15 protein-coding genes are annotated in these 18,144 nt (G+C 50.8%); 4 read left to right on the forward strand and 11 right to left on the reverse strand.

Annotation, left to right across the window (positions count from 1 at the left end):
• The first annotated feature begins 117 nt into the window (after positions 1–117).
• The 4 genes from AC3WT9_RS10845 to proC all read left to right on the forward strand — a co-directional run bounded on the left by AC3WT9_RS10845 (position 118) and on the right by proC (position 4,936).
• Positions 118–1,029, forward strand: a complete 912-nt coding sequence (locus AC3WT9_RS10845; protein WP_341094433.1) for a LysR family transcriptional regulator — start codon at positions 118–120, stop codon at positions 1,027–1,029.
• Positions 1,030–1,584: 555 nt separating this feature from the next.
• The gene (gene proB / locus AC3WT9_RS10850; RefSeq protein ID WP_341094435.1) at positions 1,585–2,688 is read left to right on the forward strand and encodes a glutamate 5-kinase; all 1,104 of its coding nucleotides are present in this window, start codon (positions 1,585–1,587) and stop codon (positions 2,686–2,688) included.
• 106 nt (positions 2,689–2,794) lie between these two features.
• Positions 2,795–4,042 carry a glutamate-5-semialdehyde dehydrogenase gene (locus tag AC3WT9_RS10855; RefSeq protein ID WP_341094436.1) on the forward strand — a complete coding sequence of 416 codons (1,248 nt, stop codon included), beginning with the start codon at positions 2,795–2,797 and terminating at the stop codon, positions 4,040–4,042.
• Between the two features lie 27 nt (positions 4,043–4,069).
• Positions 4,070–4,936: a pyrroline-5-carboxylate reductase gene (gene proC, locus AC3WT9_RS10860; protein ID WP_341094438.1), complete on the forward strand. Its 867-nt coding sequence runs from the start codon at positions 4,070–4,072 to the stop codon at positions 4,934–4,936.
• A 176-nt stretch (positions 4,937–5,112) separates the two neighbouring features.
• Here proC and AC3WT9_RS10865 read toward each other — a convergent pair whose 3' ends face one another.
• The 11 genes from AC3WT9_RS10865 to dinG all read right to left on the reverse strand — a co-directional run bounded on the left by AC3WT9_RS10865 (position 5,113) and on the right by dinG (position 18,044).
• A complete protein-coding gene (locus tag AC3WT9_RS10865) occupies positions 5,113–5,877 on the reverse strand; it encodes a DnaD domain protein (protein WP_341094439.1) in 765 nt (254 codons plus the stop codon).
• Between the two features lie 21 nt (positions 5,878–5,898).
• The gene (gene asnS, locus AC3WT9_RS10870) at positions 5,899–7,194 is read right to left on the reverse strand and encodes an asparagine--tRNA ligase (RefSeq protein WP_038594390.1); all 1,296 of its coding nucleotides are present in this window, start codon (positions 7,192–7,194) and stop codon (positions 5,899–5,901) included.
• A 21-nt stretch (positions 7,195–7,215) separates the two neighbouring features.
• Positions 7,216–8,424, reverse strand: a complete 1,209-nt coding sequence (locus AC3WT9_RS10875; RefSeq protein WP_341094441.1) for an acetate/propionate family kinase — start codon at positions 8,422–8,424, stop codon at positions 7,216–7,218.
• Entirely contained in the window at positions 8,421–9,293 is an 873-nt protein-coding gene (locus AC3WT9_RS10880) for a 3-hydroxyacyl-CoA dehydrogenase family protein (protein ID WP_341094443.1), read from the reverse strand. The genes AC3WT9_RS10875 and AC3WT9_RS10880 overlap by 4 nt, the downstream gene beginning before the upstream one ends.
• 132 nt (positions 9,294–9,425) lie before the next feature.
• Complete coding sequence (locus AC3WT9_RS10885; protein WP_341379129.1) at positions 9,426–10,928, reverse strand: AAA family ATPase; 1,503 nt, start codon at positions 10,926–10,928, stop codon at positions 9,426–9,428.
• Positions 10,921–11,463, reverse strand: a complete 543-nt coding sequence (locus AC3WT9_RS10890; RefSeq protein ID WP_341379130.1) for a hypothetical protein — start codon at positions 11,461–11,463, stop codon at positions 10,921–10,923. Before AC3WT9_RS10890 ends, AC3WT9_RS10885 begins: the two co-directional genes overlap by 8 nt.
• Positions 11,464–11,796: 333 nt before the next feature.
• Positions 11,797–11,982, reverse strand: coding sequence for a hypothetical protein (locus tag AC3WT9_RS10895; RefSeq protein WP_341379131.1), 186 nt, complete (start codon positions 11,980–11,982; stop codon positions 11,797–11,799).
• A 550-nt stretch (positions 11,983–12,532) separates the two neighbouring features.
• Positions 12,533–13,051: a cell wall elongation regulator TseB-like domain-containing protein gene (locus AC3WT9_RS10900; RefSeq protein ID WP_341094451.1), complete on the reverse strand. Its 519-nt coding sequence runs from the start codon at positions 13,049–13,051 to the stop codon at positions 12,533–12,535.
• A gap of 61 nt (positions 13,052–13,112) precedes the next feature.
• The gene (locus AC3WT9_RS10905) at positions 13,113–14,414 is read right to left on the reverse strand and encodes an amidohydrolase (protein ID WP_341094453.1); all 1,302 of its coding nucleotides are present in this window, start codon (positions 14,412–14,414) and stop codon (positions 13,113–13,115) included.
• Entirely contained in the window at positions 14,401–15,093 is a 693-nt protein-coding gene (locus tag AC3WT9_RS10910) for a redox-sensing transcriptional repressor Rex (protein ID WP_341097724.1), read from the reverse strand. Before AC3WT9_RS10910 ends, AC3WT9_RS10905 begins: the two co-directional genes overlap by 14 nt.
• 89 nt (positions 15,094–15,182) lie before the next feature.
• Positions 15,183–18,044 carry an ATP-dependent DNA helicase DinG gene (dinG, locus tag AC3WT9_RS10915; RefSeq protein WP_341379132.1) on the reverse strand — a complete coding sequence of 954 codons (2,862 nt, stop codon included), beginning with the start codon at positions 18,042–18,044 and terminating at the stop codon, positions 15,183–15,185.
• Positions 18,045–18,144 lie beyond the last annotated feature (100 nt).

Below are 18,144 nucleotides of genomic sequence, written 5' to 3' on the forward strand. Positions count from 1 at the left end.
ACTTTCGCGGAGTATTGTAGAATACACCATCTTCTGGCCAGGTCACCCAACCTATATTAAACTGACTTACTATAGGTTATACTTATAAGCAATGATGTTCATTCAAGGAGCTTACTAATGGAACTAAGACAATTACAGTATGCACTGCAAATCGCGGCGGAACGGAACTTCTCCCGTGCTGCGGATAAACTGCATATCGCCCAGCCCTCGCTCAGCCAGCAGCTGTCCAAGCTGGAGAAAGAGCTTGGGGTCATGCTGTTTCAGCGCAATACTAGCTCGGTAGAGCTTACCCATGCCGGGCACAAGTTTGTGGAACAGGCAGGAGCGATTATCGACGCTGTGGAGCTGCTGCGCCAGGAAATGTCTGATATTTCCCAGCTTCGTACGGGAAGTGTGGTGGTAGGCAGCATGCCGATCACCGGAGCACATCTGCTGCCCCATGTACTCCCAGTGTTCAAGCGGAAATATACCGATGTGGAAATTACACTGCTTGAGGATTCTTCAATGAATCTCGAGAAACTGACTGCAAGCGGCCAGACTGATCTCAGCCTGCTTTCGCTCCCGCTGGAAATCCCCACTCTTGCTTACGAGGTGCTTGGTGAAGAACGGATTGATCTGGCCGTGCCGCCGGAGCATCCTTTGGCTTCCCGGAGCACAAAGGGTACACGCACCTCTCTTGAAGAATTAAAGGATGAGCCGTTCATCGTGCTTAAAGAAGGCCAAGGGTTCCGCAAAATGACGGTGGAGCTATGCCGCGAAGCCGGATTTGAGCCGCGCATCGTGTTTGAAAGCAACAATATGGAGACGGTTCAATCCCTCGTAGCTACCGGAATGGGCGTTACACTCGTGCCACACTTTATCGCCCGTGCCCCGCGCAGCGAGTTTGTTCCCGTCTATCTGCCGCTGGCCGAACCAGTGCCAAGCCGAACCCTGGTGATTGCGTACCGCAGGGGCCGCTATTTGTCCAAAGCCGCAGAAGCCTTCATCGGCACTTTCAAAGCAACCGTTGCCGGTCTGGCAGATGAGTAGCACAGAACAAAATGATTATTGTGTCGCCTTAAAAATGCCCTTTCGGCTCCGGCAATGGAAACGAAAGGGCATTTTTTTGTATTCAAGCGGTCCCTTTGTTCCGGAATCACCGGCTTTCTCCTCTACAAACTCCCGAATGGCCTGATTCTAAAATTCTCCCGGAGAATAAACATAATATTGGAAACTCCCGCTATTCCCAAAAAATATTAGTTCGTTCTCCCTTTGCAAACCACACTTTACCGTGGTATTCTAAATGTCAAATAGTGAAACGTGCAGACGGGACCAGTAAGAAAATGTCTCTATCCGCGAGCAGAGAGTAAATTCCGGCAGGCTGAGAGGATTTACCGCGGTTATCATTTCTGAATCCTACCCCCGAGCGGCCTGCCCCTGCAGGACGGAAACTCCCGTTATGAGAATGAAGTCGGATGAACCCTCATCAATGAAGGTGGTACCGCGGAAGTAATCAATGCTTTCGTCCTTTGCTAAGTCTTAGGATGGGGGCTTTTTGTCGTTTTCTGGGTTATCTTTATTATTTTAAGAAGGAAGTGAAGAACAATGACGACACGAATCGTAGTCAAAATCGGCAGCAGCTCACTTACCGGTCCGGAGGGCGGGTTAAACCGTTCCGCCGTGGCCTTCTTCGCTGCCGAGATTGCCGCACTCCGCCAGGCTGGCTGCGAGGTCCTGCTAGTAACCTCCGGCGCTGTAGCGGCCGGATTCCGCGGCATCGGCTACCCGTCCCGTCCGAAGCTTCTGCATGAGAAGCAGGCAGCGGCGGCGGTTGGACAGGTCCTGCTGATGCAGGCGTACCAGGAAGCGTTCGCGCAGCAGGGAATACCCACTGCACAGATCCTGCTGACCCGCACCGATTTCTGCAGCAGGCGGGCGATGAACAACGCCGTAATGACGGTGGAAGAACTGCTCCGCCAGGGTGCCGTACCGGTATTTAACGAGAACGACACCGTATCTGTCGACGAGCTGAAATTCGGCGACAACGACACTCTCTCCGCTCTGGTTGCCAACCTGCTGAAGGCAACGCGTCTGCTCGTCCTCACGGATATGGACGGATTATACAGCGGAGACCCGCGCAAGCATCCCGATGCCGTTCGTTACCGGCAAGTGGAGGAAATTACACCGGAGATTTATGCAATCGCCGGCGGTGCAGGCTCCAGCGTAGGGACAGGCGGCATGCGCTCCAAGATTGATGCCGCGAAGATTGCAACCCGTGGCGGAGTGCCGGTATTTATCGGCAGAGCCACCGAACCCGGCGATCTGGAGCTGGCGGCAACAGGCGACGGCAAAGGCACGTATTTTGCCACCACACTCTCTTCTCTCCCCGTCAAAAAACAGTGGCTCGGTTTCATGTCCACGCCGCTTGGTTCCCTCTATGTGGACGACGGAGCCGTTGAAGCACTGCTCCACGGGGGCCATAGTCTGCTCCCCGTAGGGGTCAAGCGGATCGAAGGAAGCTTCCACTCCGGCGACGTTGTAGAAGTACTCGGTCCAGACGCCAAGCTGCTGGGAAGGGGCATTGTGAATTATGATGACGCCCAGCTCCGCAGCATTCAGGGGCTTCCCAGCCGTGAGATTGTGCCTAAGCTGGGCGAAGTACACCGGCTTGAGGTCATCCACCGTGATGAATGGATTACTTTACGGTAACGTCCGGGTTGATGATTGACCCTAAGTAAGTCAACAATATGTTGATTCAGACATAATAAAAGACGTTTCTGAACGCTTGGCTAATAAAACTTTAGGAGGAACGGATATGAGTGAAGTCGTGAATAAAGCCACATTGGCCAAAGAAACAACCGGTGTACTGGCAAGCCTGACTACCGGTCAAAAAAATGAAGCGCTGCTAGTAATGGCGGAGGCCCTGCGCCGCGAAGCTCAAGCCATCATTGCCGCTAACGGCGAAGATCTGGAACGCGGCCGGCTGGCCGGCACTCCAGAGTCGATGCTAGACCGGCTCGCCCTTGATGTCGGACGGATCAACAGCATCGCAGAAGGTCTGCAGCAAATCGCCGTGCTGCCCGACCCTATCGGCGACACGCTGGAAACCATCAACCGTCCGAACGGTCTCTCCATTGAGAAAATCCGCGTACCCCTTGGCGTGATCGGGATTATATACGAAGCCCGTCCCAATGTTACCGTGGATGCGGCCGGTCTCTGCCTTAAGACAGGCAATGCCGTAGTTCTGCGGGGAGGCTCTTCTGCCCTGTCCTCGAACCGCAAAATTGTTGAAGTGCTGCATGCCGCCTTGGCCCAAACCGCGGTGCCGCCTGGTGCACTGCAGCTGATTGAGGACCCAAACCGTTCCTCCGTCGATGAGATGCTCAAACTTAACGGGCTGCTGGATGTCATTATCCCGCGCGGCGGAAGTTCCTTGATCCAGAATGTTGTGCTCAACGCTACTGTTCCGGTAATTGAAACAGGTGCGGGTATATGCCATACTTATCTCGACGCAAGTGCCCGTCCTGATATGGCAGAGCAAATCAGCCTGAACGCCAAAGCCCAGCGCCCGTCCGTATGCAATTCCATGGAGACGCTACTCGTTCATCGCGACTTTGCCATACAATATTTACCTTCCCTTGCGGAATCCTTCCGCACAGCTTCTGTAGAATTACGCGGTTGTCCGGAAACGGTTGCCCTTGTACCTTGGGCACTGCCGGTTACTGCGGAGGATTATGCGACAGAATACAATGATTATATTCTTAACGTCCGGATAGTCAGCGGACTGGAAGAAGCGCTGCGGCATATTGCCGAGTCCAGTACCAAACATTCCGAGTGTATTGTAACCGAAGATACTGAACATGCAGCCCGTTTCCTGCAGGAAGTGGATGCAGCAGCTGTATACCATAATGCTTCGACCCGTTTCACAGACGGCTTTGAATTTGGATTCGGCGCCGAAATCGGAATTAGCACCCAGAAGCTGCACGCCCGCGGCCCGATGGGCCTGCCCGCGCTCACTTCATGCAAATATAAAATATATGGCTCCGGCCAAATCCGGAGTTAGTACAAAGAACAAGGGGGACTTTTAGCCATGTGTCAGCAACCCGCAATTCCACTGATCAATCATAAAATTCTTTTTTATGGCGCAGGCTCAATGTCAGAAGCAATTGTACGGGGCATGATTGCCCGAAATGTCATTGATTCCAACAATATCGTTATGCTGAACCGCAGCAGCAACGAGCGTTTGGCTGAGCTGCGCAGCCGTTATGGCGTGCTTGGCTGCAATGATCCGGAACAAAAAATTGAACATCTGCGGACGGCTCCAGTCATTGTCCTGGCGATGAAGCCCAAGGACGCTGCCGAAGCGCTGCGCGTATTAGGATCTGTGCTCTCACCGGATCAGCTGGTGATCTCCGTAATAGCCGGTCTGACCGTCCGCACGATTCATGGCCTGTTGGGCACCTCTCAGCCTGTTGTGCGTACGATGCCCAACACTTCCAGTTCCATCGGCCTTGGAGCTACAGGAATTGTGTATTCCAAAGAAGTTAATGAAGAAGGACGCCGTACGGCGCTCAACATCTTTGAATCCGTTGGTATTACAGCTGTGATTGAGGAAGAACGAATGGAGACCTTAACCGGAATTTCCGGCAGCGGTCCGGCTTATATCTACTACATGATGGAAGCGATGATCGCTGCCGGCATCCGCGGCGGACTTCCACCGCAGCAAAGCACCGAGCTGACCGTGCAGACTGTCCTCGGCGCTGCGCGCATGGTGCAGCAGACGGGTGAGGAACCGGCAGCACTGCGCAAGAAGGTCACTTCGCCAAACGGCTCAACGCAAGCAGCCATTGAGGTGCTTGAAAAGGCCGACTTCTTCGAATCGGTCATAGCCGCAGTTAACCGCTGTGCAGAACGCTCACGCGAGATGGGTGTTGCGCTGGAGAAGGAACTGTCCTAAACTCCAGCCCATGCAACTCAGGATCGCACAGAAGCCCGCAGCCACTTTCCTCACGGAATGGCGCGGGCTTCTTATTATTCAGCTTTTTTAACCTCATCCTCACTTCGATTGTTGCAAACAACAAAAAAGAACCCTGTTGCTTTATTCCCAGCAACAGGATTCTTCCGTTTGTGCCGCTATCTTCCACCACTGCGGAACTTCTGTGTGTAGTTCTTAACATCCTCGGCGTTTTTCACCCGGTTGCGGGCCCATTCCAGCAAGATGCGGTCAATATAGCGGAAATGAACCTTCCCGGCGAATACCGATTCTTTTAAGGCAAGCAGAATCAGCTCTTCCGGGTACCGGTCCTGATCCACCCAGCCGGAGATTGTTTCACATTCCATCGGAGACAGTGGACGGCCGAATTCCTTCTCGAAGATACTGAACAGACTACGGCTCTCATCAGCGGCCTTGCCGGGTACAGCGACAGCCGTTCTGCCGTATCCCCCGTCCAGAACGGGAAAACCGGTAGCAAAGCGGGCTGCCTCGCGTGAAGGAGCCGTTCCAGCGTTCTTATCCTCTAAAGCCTCTTTCGCAGCTTCAGCCAGATAAGCACCCAGCTTTGTATACATTCCAGAGAAGTTGTAGCGCTCATAATGGATATCTCTCAGCTCATCATTATCTTCGTCGATGCTGATAAACCCTTCCTTCATGAGCTTCTGCAGTTCTCCCGCTATGACAGCGATACTTCGGCCTGTTACAGCCTGCAGTTCCTCCAGCGAAGGAAAGTCGATGCCCTCTACCTGCCGGAACGACAGAAGGTGAATCAGCAGCATCGCCTCACTGCCGCTGAGATTCAGCTTCCGGTAATGCTTCAAGAGTGCATAAGGAATGATGGCCATTCCATTCTGAAGACCAGCAGCCATTCCTTCGCCCCATGTACTCCATCCTTTGCCGTCCATGCACCAGCCCCCTTTATGCCCTTACGGGTAGAGACGGTACAGCGTACGAGGGAACGGTATCGTTTCTCGCACATGATCCAGACCACAAATCCAGGCCACTGTGCGTTCGAGTCCAAGACCGAAGCCGGAGTGTGGCACTGAACCGTAGGTGCGCAGATCCATGTACCATTTATAGCTATCCATCGAAAGATTATGTTCTTTGAAACGTTCCTCCAGCAATGCCGGATCGTCGATCCGCTGCGATCCGCCGATAATCTCCCCGTAACCTTCCGGAGCAATCATATCCGCACAGAGTACAACTTCAGGACGCTCAGGATGCGGCTTCATGTAGAAAGCCTTGAACGAAGCCGGATAATGCGTAATAAAGACAGGTTTGTCATTGGCTTCAGCAATTGCGGTTTCATGCGGCGCACCAAAATCGTCGCCCCAGGCAATTTCATGACCATTATCGTTCAGGAACTTAATCGCATCATCATAAGTAATACGCGGGAACGGCGCTTTGATATTCTCCAGCTTGGAGACATCGCGGCCTACCGCTTCCAGCTCAGCACGACAGTTGGTCAGTACCGATTGTACGATAAAGCTGATGAATTCTTCCTGAACTTTCAGACTTTCTTCGTGATCCGTGAAAGCCATCTCCGGCTCGATCATCCAGAACTCGATCAAGTGGCGGCGGGTCTTTGATTTCTCAGCACGGAAAGTAGGACCGAAGGAATACACGCGGCCCAGCGCCATTGCTGCAGCTTCCATATAAAGCTGGCCACTCTGCGTCAAATAAGCATCCTCATCAAAATATTTCGTGTGGAAGAGGTTGGTAGTGCCCTCAGCCGATGTCGGTGTCAGGATCGGCGGATCCACCTTTGTGAACCCGTTCTGATTAAAGAACTGCTGAATAGCGCGGATAATCTCTGCACGGATCACCAGTACGGCCCGCTGCTTCGCGGAGCGGAGCCAGAGATGACGATGATCCATCAGGAAATCGATGCCATGCTCCTTCGGTGTGATCGGGTAGTTCTCGGTAAGATGCAGAACCTCGATGCCCGTCACGGTCATCTCATATCCCGATTGAGCACGCGGCTCTTCGCGGATAATGCCGGTCACATACAAGGAACTTTCCTGGGTAAGGCTTTTGGCATCATCCCAGACCTGCTCAGGCACTTCGGATTTTACAACAACCCCCTGGATATAGCCTGTACCATCCCGGAGCTGCAGGAATTGAATTTTACCGCTGGAGCGCTTGTTGTTTACCCAACAGCCGATAACAACACTCTCTCCGACATGTTCATTAACGCGTTTAATTACACTCTTGTTTGCCATGCCTACGATCTCTCCTCTAGTTTAGCCGTTAACCCCTTGCACAATACGATAGGTATCGCGTGCAATAACAAGCTCTTCGTTCGTCGGTACTATAAGCACCTGCACCTTGGAATCAACTGTAGAGATGCGGCGCGGATCACCGGAACGAACCTTATTGGCTTCTGTATCCAGTTCGATTCCGAGGAACGTAAGCTGATTCAACACTCTTTCGCGCAACAGGGATGCATTCTCACCCACGCCGGCAGTGAACACGATAACATCCACACCGTTCATAGCTGCTGCGTAAGAACCGATGTATTTGCGCAGACGGTATTCATACATTTCAAAAGCAAGCGTAGAGTTAGGCTCGCCTTTTTCTGCACCATCAATAATATCACGCATGTCACTGCTGATGCCAGAAATAGCCAGCAATCCACTATGTTTGTTGAGCATGGAATTCACTTCGCCTACGGACAGCTCTTCCTTGTTCATCACATAAGGAACGATTGCCGGGTCAAGATCACCGCTGCGTGTTCCCATCATCAGACCTTCCAGTGGTGTCATCCCCATGGAAGTATCAATAGATACTCCGCCTTTAACCGCAGTAACACTGGCACCATTACCGATGTGACAAGTAATAATCTTCAGATCCTCGAGCGGACGGTCAAGATATTCCGCTGCAGCTTTGCTGACAAAATCATGCGAGGTGCCGTGTGCTCCGTAGCGGCGGACTTTGTATTTGTTGTAGAGCACTCTTGGGATAGCGTACATATAAGCCTTCTCAGGCATCGTTTGGTGGAAGGCTGTATCAAACACAACAACCTGCGGAACGCCGGGCATATTCTTTTCTGTAGCCGTAATCCCCATCACAGCAGCCGGGTTATGCAGTGGAGCAAGGTCGAACAATTGACGGATCTTCGACTTGGCATCGCCATCAACCAATGAGGATTCCTTGAAGAATTCTCCCCCGTGAACTACACGGTGGCCTACGGCATTAATTTCTTCGATCGAACTGATTACGCCATGCTCGCTGTCTGTCAGGCAAGCCAGAACCTTGCGGATGGCGGTATTGTGTTCCAGAATTTCACTGACTTCAGTGACTTCCGGTTTGCCTGTTGGCTTATGGTTCAGAATGGAAGAATCCATCCCGATGCGTTCTACCAGCCCTTTGGCCAATACAGATTCATCTGTCATATTATACAACTGATATTTCAAAGAAGAACTTCCTGAGTTAATTACTAATACGTTCATACACGGTCACCATCCTTGTCATACTTGAAGAAGCCTTCGCCCGATTTCATGCCCAGTTGTCCCGCACGCACCATCTTCTTAAGAATAGTCGATGGACGGTATTTCAGTTCCCCATACTCACGGAACATGTTATCCAGTGCGGCAAGAATCGAATCCAGACCGAAACGGTCAGCCATTTCAAGCGGTCCATACTGGAACTGATAACCGATGCGCATTGCGTCGTCAATATCCTCTGGGGAAGCGACACCTTCCTGCAGAACATGCATAGCTTCGTTAATGAACAAGCAAATAAGGCGCGAACTAACAAATCCTGGGGATTCATAAATCATTACGCCTTTTTTCTCAACGACCTCGTCAACAAAAGCTTTGGTGTCTTCGAAGGTACTGTCAGATGTCTTCAGTCCACGTACAATCTCCACAAGATCCACCTTACCTACCGGATGTATGAAATGCATGCCGATTACGCGTTCCGGGTACATTGTAGAGCTGGCAAGCTCCGTCAAGCTGAGCGTTGACGTGTTGCTGGCAAGAATAATGTGGCTCGGGCACACTTGGTCGAGCTGATTAAATACTTTTTGCTTAGCTTCCAGGTCTTCCGTAATTGTTTCGATGACCATATCACACGAGCTGAGCTCGGCGAAATGTGTCACTTTTTGGATGCGGCTAAGAATCAGTTTCTTTTCTGCTTGGGTAATCGCCCATTTCTCCAATTGTTTATCAAGACTTGTCTCGATCATTTCGTAGGAGTATTCCAGTCTTTCCGTGTTTTTCTCCACCAGCATAACATCAAGACCCTTGGCTGCCAGCATTTCAGCAATCCCTTGTCCCATTGTGCCACCGCCGATGACACCTATTTTTTTAAAATTCATAAAAAAGTCTCCATCCTTTCAGGTATCTATACTTTTGTATTGTACCTTTTCTGTCGTAAAAAATATGTAGCCCGACATATAATAATATCTTAGCATGTCTGAAAAGTAAAAAAAAATAACCGGCATAAAGAATTATGCCGGTAAAAGGACACTGTCACGAAATTGACAACGAAATTGCTCTCCGGAGAGGACTTCTTCCTTCATTAAAATGTCAAGAGAGTAATCAAATACATTTCTTTGCTTCTCCAGCAGGTCCCGGGTACGAACCATGAGCTCATCCAGAATCTTGCTATTTTCCTTCATCAGCTCTTCTGTAGTTACCATTTCCAGGTTGGCGATCCCAAGTGACGTGAGTCCCGACTTCATCATGGTCTCGACAATATTCAGCGCCTGATCGAAATCGCCGCGTGAACCTGTGCTGCGGCCCCCATAATACATCTCCTCGGAAGCTGCTCCGCCAAGCGCGATCATAATCTGATTCTCCAGATAATCCTTGGTATACAAATACTGCTCGGTTTGCGGGTTATGACGAACATAACCAAGTGCTTGTCCACGCGGAGTCAAGGTAACCTGGCTGACGCTGCCCGGACGCAGCAGCTCCGCCATAATAGCATGTCCAAGCTCATGGATGGCCACCCGCTGTTTCTCTTCATGATTGGTTTCGCGGTCAGTCTTCTCGCCCATCATCACCTTGTCAATCGCCATCGCCAGATGGCGCTGCTCGACTTCGGTCAGATTCTCGCGCATCATATAAATCGCCGCTTCGTTCATGACGCTCTCCAGCTGTGCACCGGAGAATCCGTAGGCTTCCTCGGCGATCTTGTCTAAATTCACCTCAGCATGCAGCGGCTTATTCTTGGCATGCAGATCGAGGATTGATTTGCGGCCCTTCTTGTCAGGCATATCCACCTGGATATGACGGTCAAAGCGGCCGGGACGCAGCAGCGCTGAATCCAGCATTTCCTTGCGGTTTGTTGCCGCAACAAGCAGAATGCGCGGTGTATCATTGTTATAGATCCCGTCCATCTCGGTCAGCAGCTGATTAAGCGTCTGATCGTATTCACGCTGCTGGCCACCTTCACGTTTGCCGCCGATAACATCAATTTCATCAATAAAGATAATGGCGCTTTGCTTATTCTCTTTCACTGCACGGGTCCGGGCATCCTTGAACAAGTCACGGACACGTCCGGCACCGACACCGACGTACATTTCCACGAATTCACTGCCTGAAGCGGCAACGAACACGGAATTGGTATAATGAGCCGCAGCCTTGGCCATCAGCGTTTTACCAGTTCCCGGAGGGCCTGTAAGCAAGATCCCTTTAAGCGGACGAATCCCGAACTTGCTGATTTCTTCGTGCCGGATCAGGAAATCAAGCGCTTCCCGCAACTCCTGCTTCGCGTTATCCTGACCGCCGATTTCTTCAAACGTAAGCTTGGAAGGGCCATTCTTCTTGCGTTTCTTGTCCCCGCCCGCATTCACCGTCAACCCGCCGCGCAAATGGGCGATCACCAGGAGTGCACAAACCATACCGGCTGCTATGATGACAGGAATAATGTTAATGCCCACAAAAGCCATAAATATCAGCAGGACCGGAACAAATCCGGCTATAATCTCTTTCCACCACTTAGGCATTGTTCCACACTCCCATCGTTGCCGCTGCACGCGGTAAAATGATGAACTTGCTCTCTTCACCGTTGCTCAGGCTCACATAGACGTTGTTGTCATCAATTTCAGTTGTTGCAGTCACATTCTTGTATTCCTGAAATTGCTCTTTCAATCCATCTAGTTTAGCAGGTATAAGTGTATACTTTTTGCTTTCCATCGCTTCTGCTACTGAGAACATCGCTTTATCCCAATATTCGTCCAGCAGTTTACTGGAATGCTGATCAACGTCCAGCTTGAGCGACCGTCCATTAATGGCTGACTTGCCTTCAGTGTTCACGTATTGCACCAGCTCGCGCAATTTCGTGCCAGGTTTCAAATCCAGTTTCAAGGTTACCTCATTGCGGTTAATAGTAATATGTGAATGATTAACACCTTCATAAGCCGATACTATCTTATCAAGCGGCTCATGGACCGCAAATTGACGATAAGCATAAAAGCTGCCAAAGAGCAGTGTAGCAGACAACAGAGACGTTAGCAGTACAGGCACAAGACGCAGTTTCAAGAAACGTCCTCCTCTCAAGTTGACCAAACTTAAATATATGATTTGCAATAAATAGCGTGTCTAGCGCCCATCCGAGACTGACATGCTCTTAAGCATGTCTTAATACAAGTAGAAGTATATCACAGGTGTATATACGATTTCGCACGAAAGTGTGAATATATTTAAAATTTTTGATACTAATTTCTGGGCATTCCCTTCAATCCTTGCTCCTTTATCGGCAAAAAGGACCTGAATGATTAATCCATTCAGGCCCTTTTCTATTCTGCTAATATATTAATTTCTCCTGACTTCGATATTGCTATTTGTATATACTTCGTTATGTACTCAGTATCATCAATATATACCCACAGCATCCATAAACCCGGCGGCAAATGAAAGGACTGGCAAGGCTATTTCAAAGGAAAGGATAATAAAGCCAAGAGCCACCAGCTTCCTCCTTTTGTTCTTTCTCCCATATTTCACTGCTCCCAATCCAACTGCAAGAGAAACTACGTACACCGCTAACGTTAAATAATCCACGACCTTCCCCCATCATCAACTAATTTTATCTACTGCTTGTTACAATTTTCTCACCTTTCAAAAGTTCAGACAGTTTGTAATATCTTGCACCCATGGCGTTCTTCTTCATAGCCCCCCTGAATTCTCTGCGTTATGTAATTCTTGATTCTGGCAGCCAGCTCATGCTGAACCCAGGCGTTTTTTGCGGTTCTCTGGAACAGGACAACGTAATATCGCGCCTTATTTTATGTACTCCTGCCTCAAGCATTTCTGAGTTCACCTGAACAAAATCATAATCTTCTTTGAAAGCCGGTGGGTCTACGGGGTTCCGGCGGTTTAACTCTTTAGCAGCAACCGGATCAAATTGGGATACCTTGAAATAAGGTAGGATATAAATTTCACAAAATGTCAGAGTAAAAAAACTGCCTATCGCTCCTACAGTTCCAAAATTCCCCTCTGCTGCTTTTGCCTCGGTTGTGCTTTAGTTCAACTTATTAGCAATATTATGCAAAAAAGCGGACAAGCACTGGTCCGCTTTGTCCGCTTTTCATTTGTTATTGCAAGCCTGCCTCTACTTGCTCGGCAAAGTATATCCATCCCCGATTGCTGTACCATCCGCAAAACGAAAGAACTTGTAATAATAACGTCCCTCCTGCTTGTAAAAAAGCTGCCAGGCGTACTCTCCATTATATACTCCCGGAAGCAGCCGTTTAATATCGACGCCGGGTAGCTGGGAGGCTATAATGGAGCGGATTTGCTTCTCCGAGGTTCCTTTGGCCAGCTCTTCCGCATAAACTCCGTTATCACCGCCGGCCGGCTTACCGTCTACGGTGAAACGTACCCACACCATCAGATCCGTACCGGCTTTATTTTTCCCTGTCAGCACCCAGTACACTGAATTTTCGTCCCATACCGATTTCTGCGCCTTGGATATCTCAGTAAGTCCCGCCCGGGTCTTGGCAACTTCTTTGGCCGCGCTGCGTTCATTCCATTGGTCCTTCATGATATAGGCATAAAATTGGCTTAGACCGAACAAAATGAGCAGAAACAGAGCGATCCCCAGCAGAAGCCATTTTTTCCTTTTCCTCAAAATGCAGCTTCCTTTCCTTAATATATGAAACGTTATAATGTCAACTACGGCGGCAGTCGAATTAACGCTTCAGCAGCCCTTCAAAAGTTTCTTGCGCCTTCCGGCGGATTTCTTCCTCGTCCAGTGTCAGGCACTGACCATGCTTCACAATCTGCTTGCCGTTCACCCAGACATGCTCGACATCCTTGGCGCTGGCCGAATACACGGCGTGGGAGAGCAAGTCGCTATGCGGCAGTAAATGGGGCTGGTCGATATCAATCGCAATAAAATCAGCCTTCATCCCTGCTGCAAGGCGGCCCACCTGGTTCAGGAAGATTGATTCCGCCCCGTACTGCGTGGCCATCAGCAGCGCTTCCGGTGCGGGAACTGCGGTAGGATCCCCGCTGACGCCCTTATGGATCAGTGCTGCAAGCCGCATTTCCTCGAACATATCGAGATTATTGTTGCTTGCCGCCCCGTCCGTACCCAGCGAAACTTTGACTCCGGCTCTCAGCAGCTCAGGCACCCGCGCAACCCCGCTGGCCAGCTTCAGGTTGCTGCCCGGGTTATGGGACACCCCCACCTTGTGGCGGGCGAGGATTTCGATCTCCTCATCGTTCAGATGGACACCATGGGCGATTAAGGACGGGCGGGTGAACATTCCCAGCTTCTCCAGGTGCGCTACAGGACGCAGGCCGTAATCAGCGGCATTCTGCTCCACTTCACGCAGCGTTTCCGACATATGCGTATGCATCGGCAGGTCCAGATCATGTGCTGCCTGCACAAACCGCATGAAAAAGTCCGGAGGACAAGTATACGGGGCATGCGGTGAAATCATGGTTGTAATTTTGCCGTCAGCCTTGCCGTGCCAGTTGCGGGCGAACGCAACAGCTTCCGCAAGCTTCTGGTTCTGCACCTCTTCAGGACATAGACCAATAACACCGCGCATCAGCACCGCACGGATGCCGGAATGTTCGACCACCTCGGCCACCCGGTCCATATGATCATACATATCCAAAAAGGTGGTTGTGCCGCCTTTCAGCATCTCCAGAACGGATAAGGAAGTGCCCCAGTAGACATCATCTCCCGTAAACTTCTCCTCCATCGGCCACATTTTCTCCTGCAGCCAGGCTTGAAGGACCATATCATCCCCGTAGCCGCGCAGCAGCGACATCGCAGCATGGCCATGGGTATTGACCAGACCCGGCATGAACAGCAGGCGGCTGCCGTCGAGCGTCACTGTGCCTTGTTCAAAAACGGGTTTCTCTTCCCCTATGTATGTGATCAAATCATTTTCTATAGTCATATAACCGCTCAGGACCGGCTTCTCGCTTCCGGGAACCAGAAAACGTCCGTTTGCAATTATCATCTTATTGCTGCTCATCTGTAATTCCTTCCTTTCCATCATGTAAATAATACGCCAGACTTTGCAGATCAGTCGTAAAGTCGGCAGCATGAATCCGGATGGTTGCAGGTGTCTTCAGAATGACCGGTGCAAAATTCAGGATCGCCTCGATGCCCGATTCTACCAGAATATCAGCCACATTCTGTGCCTCGCTGTCCGGTACAGTGATGATCCCGATCCGGATTCCCTGATCACGGATGGTCTGACTCAGCTCCTCCATTGGCTGAACCGTAAGAGAGTTGATCTTTTGTCCAATCTTGGGAGCGTAAGAATCAAATACAGCGGTGATTTTCATAGTATCCTTCAGATAAGCATTGTAATTGGACAAGGCATGACCGAGGTTACCGGCACCTACCAGGGCCACATTGATTTGTTGATCCAGCTTCAGAATATGACGGATCTTTTCGATGAGATAAGACACGTCATATCCAATGCCTTTTCTGCCGAAATCACCAAAATAGGCCAGATCCTTACGAATCTGCGCCGGATTAAGGTCCAGCTTCTGCCCGAGTTCCTGAGAAGAAACGGTTGAGATTTCACGCTTTTGGAGATCGTTCAGGAAACGCAGGTACACTGGGAGTCTGCGAACGACGGCCTCCGATATTTTATCCGATTTCATGTTTTCTCCTCCTAATTTAGAATTGCACTGACGCGATATCGTATGATAACCACGTGCAGTGCCCGCTCCACGAACGGGACACAGCCTATGGCACAAAGAGATAAAAAAAATTTATATACAATGACAGATTAGGAAACGCCGCCCTCGTCAAGCCATTCCGCAATCCGCGGAACCATCTGATCGGTAAGCATGTGCTCCATCTTCGGACCAGGGAGTGAATACAGGAAGTACTTCCCGTAATAAGCTTCGATGACCCTGGTATCATATACAATAACAATTCCCCGGTCTTGCGCTGTACGAACCAATCGTCCAAAACCCTGCTTGAACCGGATAACTGCTTGTGGAACAGACATTTTCATAAAAGGATTCTTCTTCTGGGCCTGCAGAAGCTCTGCCTTTGCCTCAGCAAGCGGATGATTCGGCGGCTGAAACGGCAGCCTTACAATCGCAAGACAGGTCAGCGCCTCGCCAGGGATGTCGACTCCTTCCCAGAAACTGCTTGTTCCAAGCAATACCGATGCAGAGCTGTCCTGAAAACGCCGGATCAGCTTGCTGCGGCTGCCTCCCTCCACACCCTGGCCCAAAACCGTAATGTCCTGGGAAGCCAAGGCCTCTTTCAGCGGATCATAAACCTGGCGCAGCATTTTGTAGGAGGTGAACAGCACCAGCATCCGCCCCTTGGTCGCCGCCGCCGCTTCAGCCAGCGAATGCACCAGCTTGTCTACAAAACGCGCATCGCCTACGCTGCCCTTAACACTGGGGAAATCGCGCGGGATGACAAGCAGCGCCTGTTCACGGTACTTGAACGGTGAAGGCAGCAGCGCTGTCATGAGACGCCCTTGCTCTGAGGCTTCAGAAAGACCAAGGTTGTCAATCATGAACTGAAAGGACTTGTCGACCGATAACGTGGCCGAGGTCAGCACTATGCTCTTCTTCTTGTCGAAGAACAGATCCTTGAGCTGGCTGCTTACATCGACAGGCACGGCGTAGAGCTGAAGCGACTTGCCCCGGTAGTTGCCGCTCCCTTCCATCCAGTACACGATATTATCGTCACTGAGACCCATAAAGAAGCGGATTTGTTCCCGGATGGATGCCAAATCCTTGAATAAGCCTCCGATATCGGTCACCAGGCTGTCCGAAGACGATTGACTCTCCGTATCGCGCATCTCGCTGAGCATTTTGTCACCCCTGCGGATGATGTCGCTCAGGGCTAAGTGCAGCGTATTCTCCAGCGCCGCCAGCTCTTCCCAATCTTTGGGCTTGCTGCCGGGAAGCAGGCGTGTGACCAGCTGGCCGGCTTCACCTGCCGCTGCATCGCTGCGTTCGGGCAATAGGCCGAACAGCTTGTCGCTCAGTGTATCCCAAGTTTCCTTCACGGTAAGCAGGTCGGGATAGATTTTATCAATTACGCCGCTCCACTCCGAAGCCTGCTCACTGCCCGAGGACTGCAGAGTCTGACGCAGTGCCGGCAGCTGGCCGCTGCGGCTGTCTTTATACAGCCTTGTAAGCGTGTGAGCTACCGTGAAATACTTCATTTGCATGCCCAGATGCTTGCCCGCCACATCCTCCAAATGATGGGCCTCGTCAATGACAAGATGCTCATAAGCCGGAAGCAGCTGGTGCCCGGCTTTGACGTCTGCGAACAGCTTGGAGTGATTGGTAATGACCACATCGGCAATCCCTGCTTCATGTTTGGCCCGGTGGTAGTAGCATTTGCGGAACCACGGACAGGAACGGCCCAGACAGGAATCGGTATCACTGGCTACCGTCTCCCAGAAATCCCCGCCGCGACCGCTCAAATTCAGCTCCTCATCGTCACCCGATTCCGTCTGGGTCAGCCATACGATCATTTGCGCTGCCGTAAGCGCTTCTTCCCGGGGACTTACGAAGTCTTTTTTATTTATTTTATGTTCAAACTTGCGCAGACACAAATAGTGCCCTCTCCCCTTGAATATCGCAGCCTTAAACGGGAAAGGCACAACACTGGTCAGAAGCGGGATATCGCGTTCGCGCAGCTGATCCTGAAGGTTAATGGTATGGGTGCTGACCATAACCTTCTGCCCGGTACGTACGCTCTGATAAATGGCCGGCAGCAGATAACCGAGCGATTTGCCGGTTCCGGTGCCTGCCTCGATCAGCAGATGTTTGTCCTCCTGAAGGGCCGTATTCACTTCGCCAATCATGATCTCCTGGGCTTCCCGGCTTTCATATTGCGGAAGCGTATCCTTAAGCCGTTTGGTCACCTCGGCCATATAATCCTCAAAGGATACATTCTCCACAGGATTGCCAACACCTTCTTCTCTTGGAGGCGCCAGCTCAGTCCAGTCGCCTACAGCCAGTGCAAGCTGACGGTAAAAATTCAGCTCTCCTTCCGGCTGGAAGGTCTCCATCTCGCGCTCCCGCAGCAGGCCGTCAAAATACCAGGCCAAGTCACTGTCTTCATCGGCAAACAGCTCGTTAAGACGCTGAATGGTCAGCAGAGGCAAACTATACAGCTCTTCGAGACATTTAAGCAACACAATCGCTGTAGCTTCTGCGTCACTGTCCGCCTGGTGCGGACGGTCATGAGTGATGCCAAAATGGTTACTTACCGCACCCAGCTGATAGGTCGTTAGTGACGGAAAGCATATTTTAAGGAAATCGATCGTATCCAGAATCCGTCCCTGAAACGGCAAATAGCCGCAGCGGTCTAAAGCATTCTGCAAAAAATGGAAATCAAAAGCAACATTATGTCCAACAAGCACTACATCGTCAAGCAGCGGGACGAGCTCCATCATCATCTCATCCAGCTCTGGCGCATCCTTCACATCTTCATCGGTGATACCGGTCAAGCCCGTAATAAAAGGAGGAATCGGTGTTCCGGGCTTGACGTAAGAACCATACACCCGGGAGATGGACCGGTCTTCTTCTATAATGGCAAGGCCAACCTGGATGATCTCACCCACAGATTGGGTTCCCGTAGTTTCAAAATCAAGCACGGCAAATTTCATTATAAGTTCTATTCCCTTTCACTTGAGACTCTTTATCAGCATAACAGAAGTTACGAAAAAAGGCGATGCACACCGCTTGTTGAAGTGGATGCATCGCTTA

It is taken from the genome of Paenibacillus sp. EB106-06-01-XG199 (assembly GCF_058791575.1).

Bases quoted from the DNA above. Each gene is read 5' to 3' on its own strand.
- AC3WT9_RS10845 (WP_341094433.1), top strand. From the start codon at position 118: ATGGAACTAAGACAATTACAGTATGCACTGCAAATCGCGGCGGAACGG.
- proB (WP_341094435.1), top strand. From the start codon at position 1,585: ATGACGACACGAATCGTAGTCAAAATCGGCAGCAGCTCACTTACCGGT.
- AC3WT9_RS10855 (WP_341094436.1), top strand. From the start codon at position 2,795: ATGAGTGAAGTCGTGAATAAAGCCACATTGGCCAAAGAAACAACCGGT.
- proC (WP_341094438.1), top strand. From the start codon at position 4,070: ATGTGTCAGCAACCCGCAATTCCACTGATCAATCATAAAATTCTTTTT.
- AC3WT9_RS10865 (WP_341094439.1), bottom strand. From the start codon at position 5,877: ATGGACGGCAAAGGATGGAGTACATGGGGCGAAGGAATGGCTGCTGGT.
- asnS (WP_038594390.1), bottom strand. From the start codon at position 7,194: ATGGCAAACAAGAGTGTAATTAAACGCGTTAATGAACATGTCGGAGAG.
- AC3WT9_RS10875 (WP_341094441.1), bottom strand. From the start codon at position 8,424: ATGAACGTATTAGTAATTAACTCAGGAAGTTCTTCTTTGAAATATCAG.
- AC3WT9_RS10880 (WP_341094443.1), bottom strand. From the start codon at position 9,293: ATGAATTTTAAAAAAATAGGTGTCATCGGCGGTGGCACAATGGGACAA.
- AC3WT9_RS10885 (WP_341379129.1), bottom strand. From the start codon at position 10,928: ATGCCTAAGTGGTGGAAAGAGATTATAGCCGGATTTGTTCCGGTCCTG.
- AC3WT9_RS10905 (WP_341094453.1), bottom strand. From the start codon at position 14,414: ATGAGCAGCAATAAGATGATAATTGCAAACGGACGTTTTCTGGTTCCC.
- dinG (WP_341379132.1), bottom strand. From the start codon at position 18,044: ATGAAATTTGCCGTGCTTGATTTTGAAACTACGGGAACCCAATCTGTG.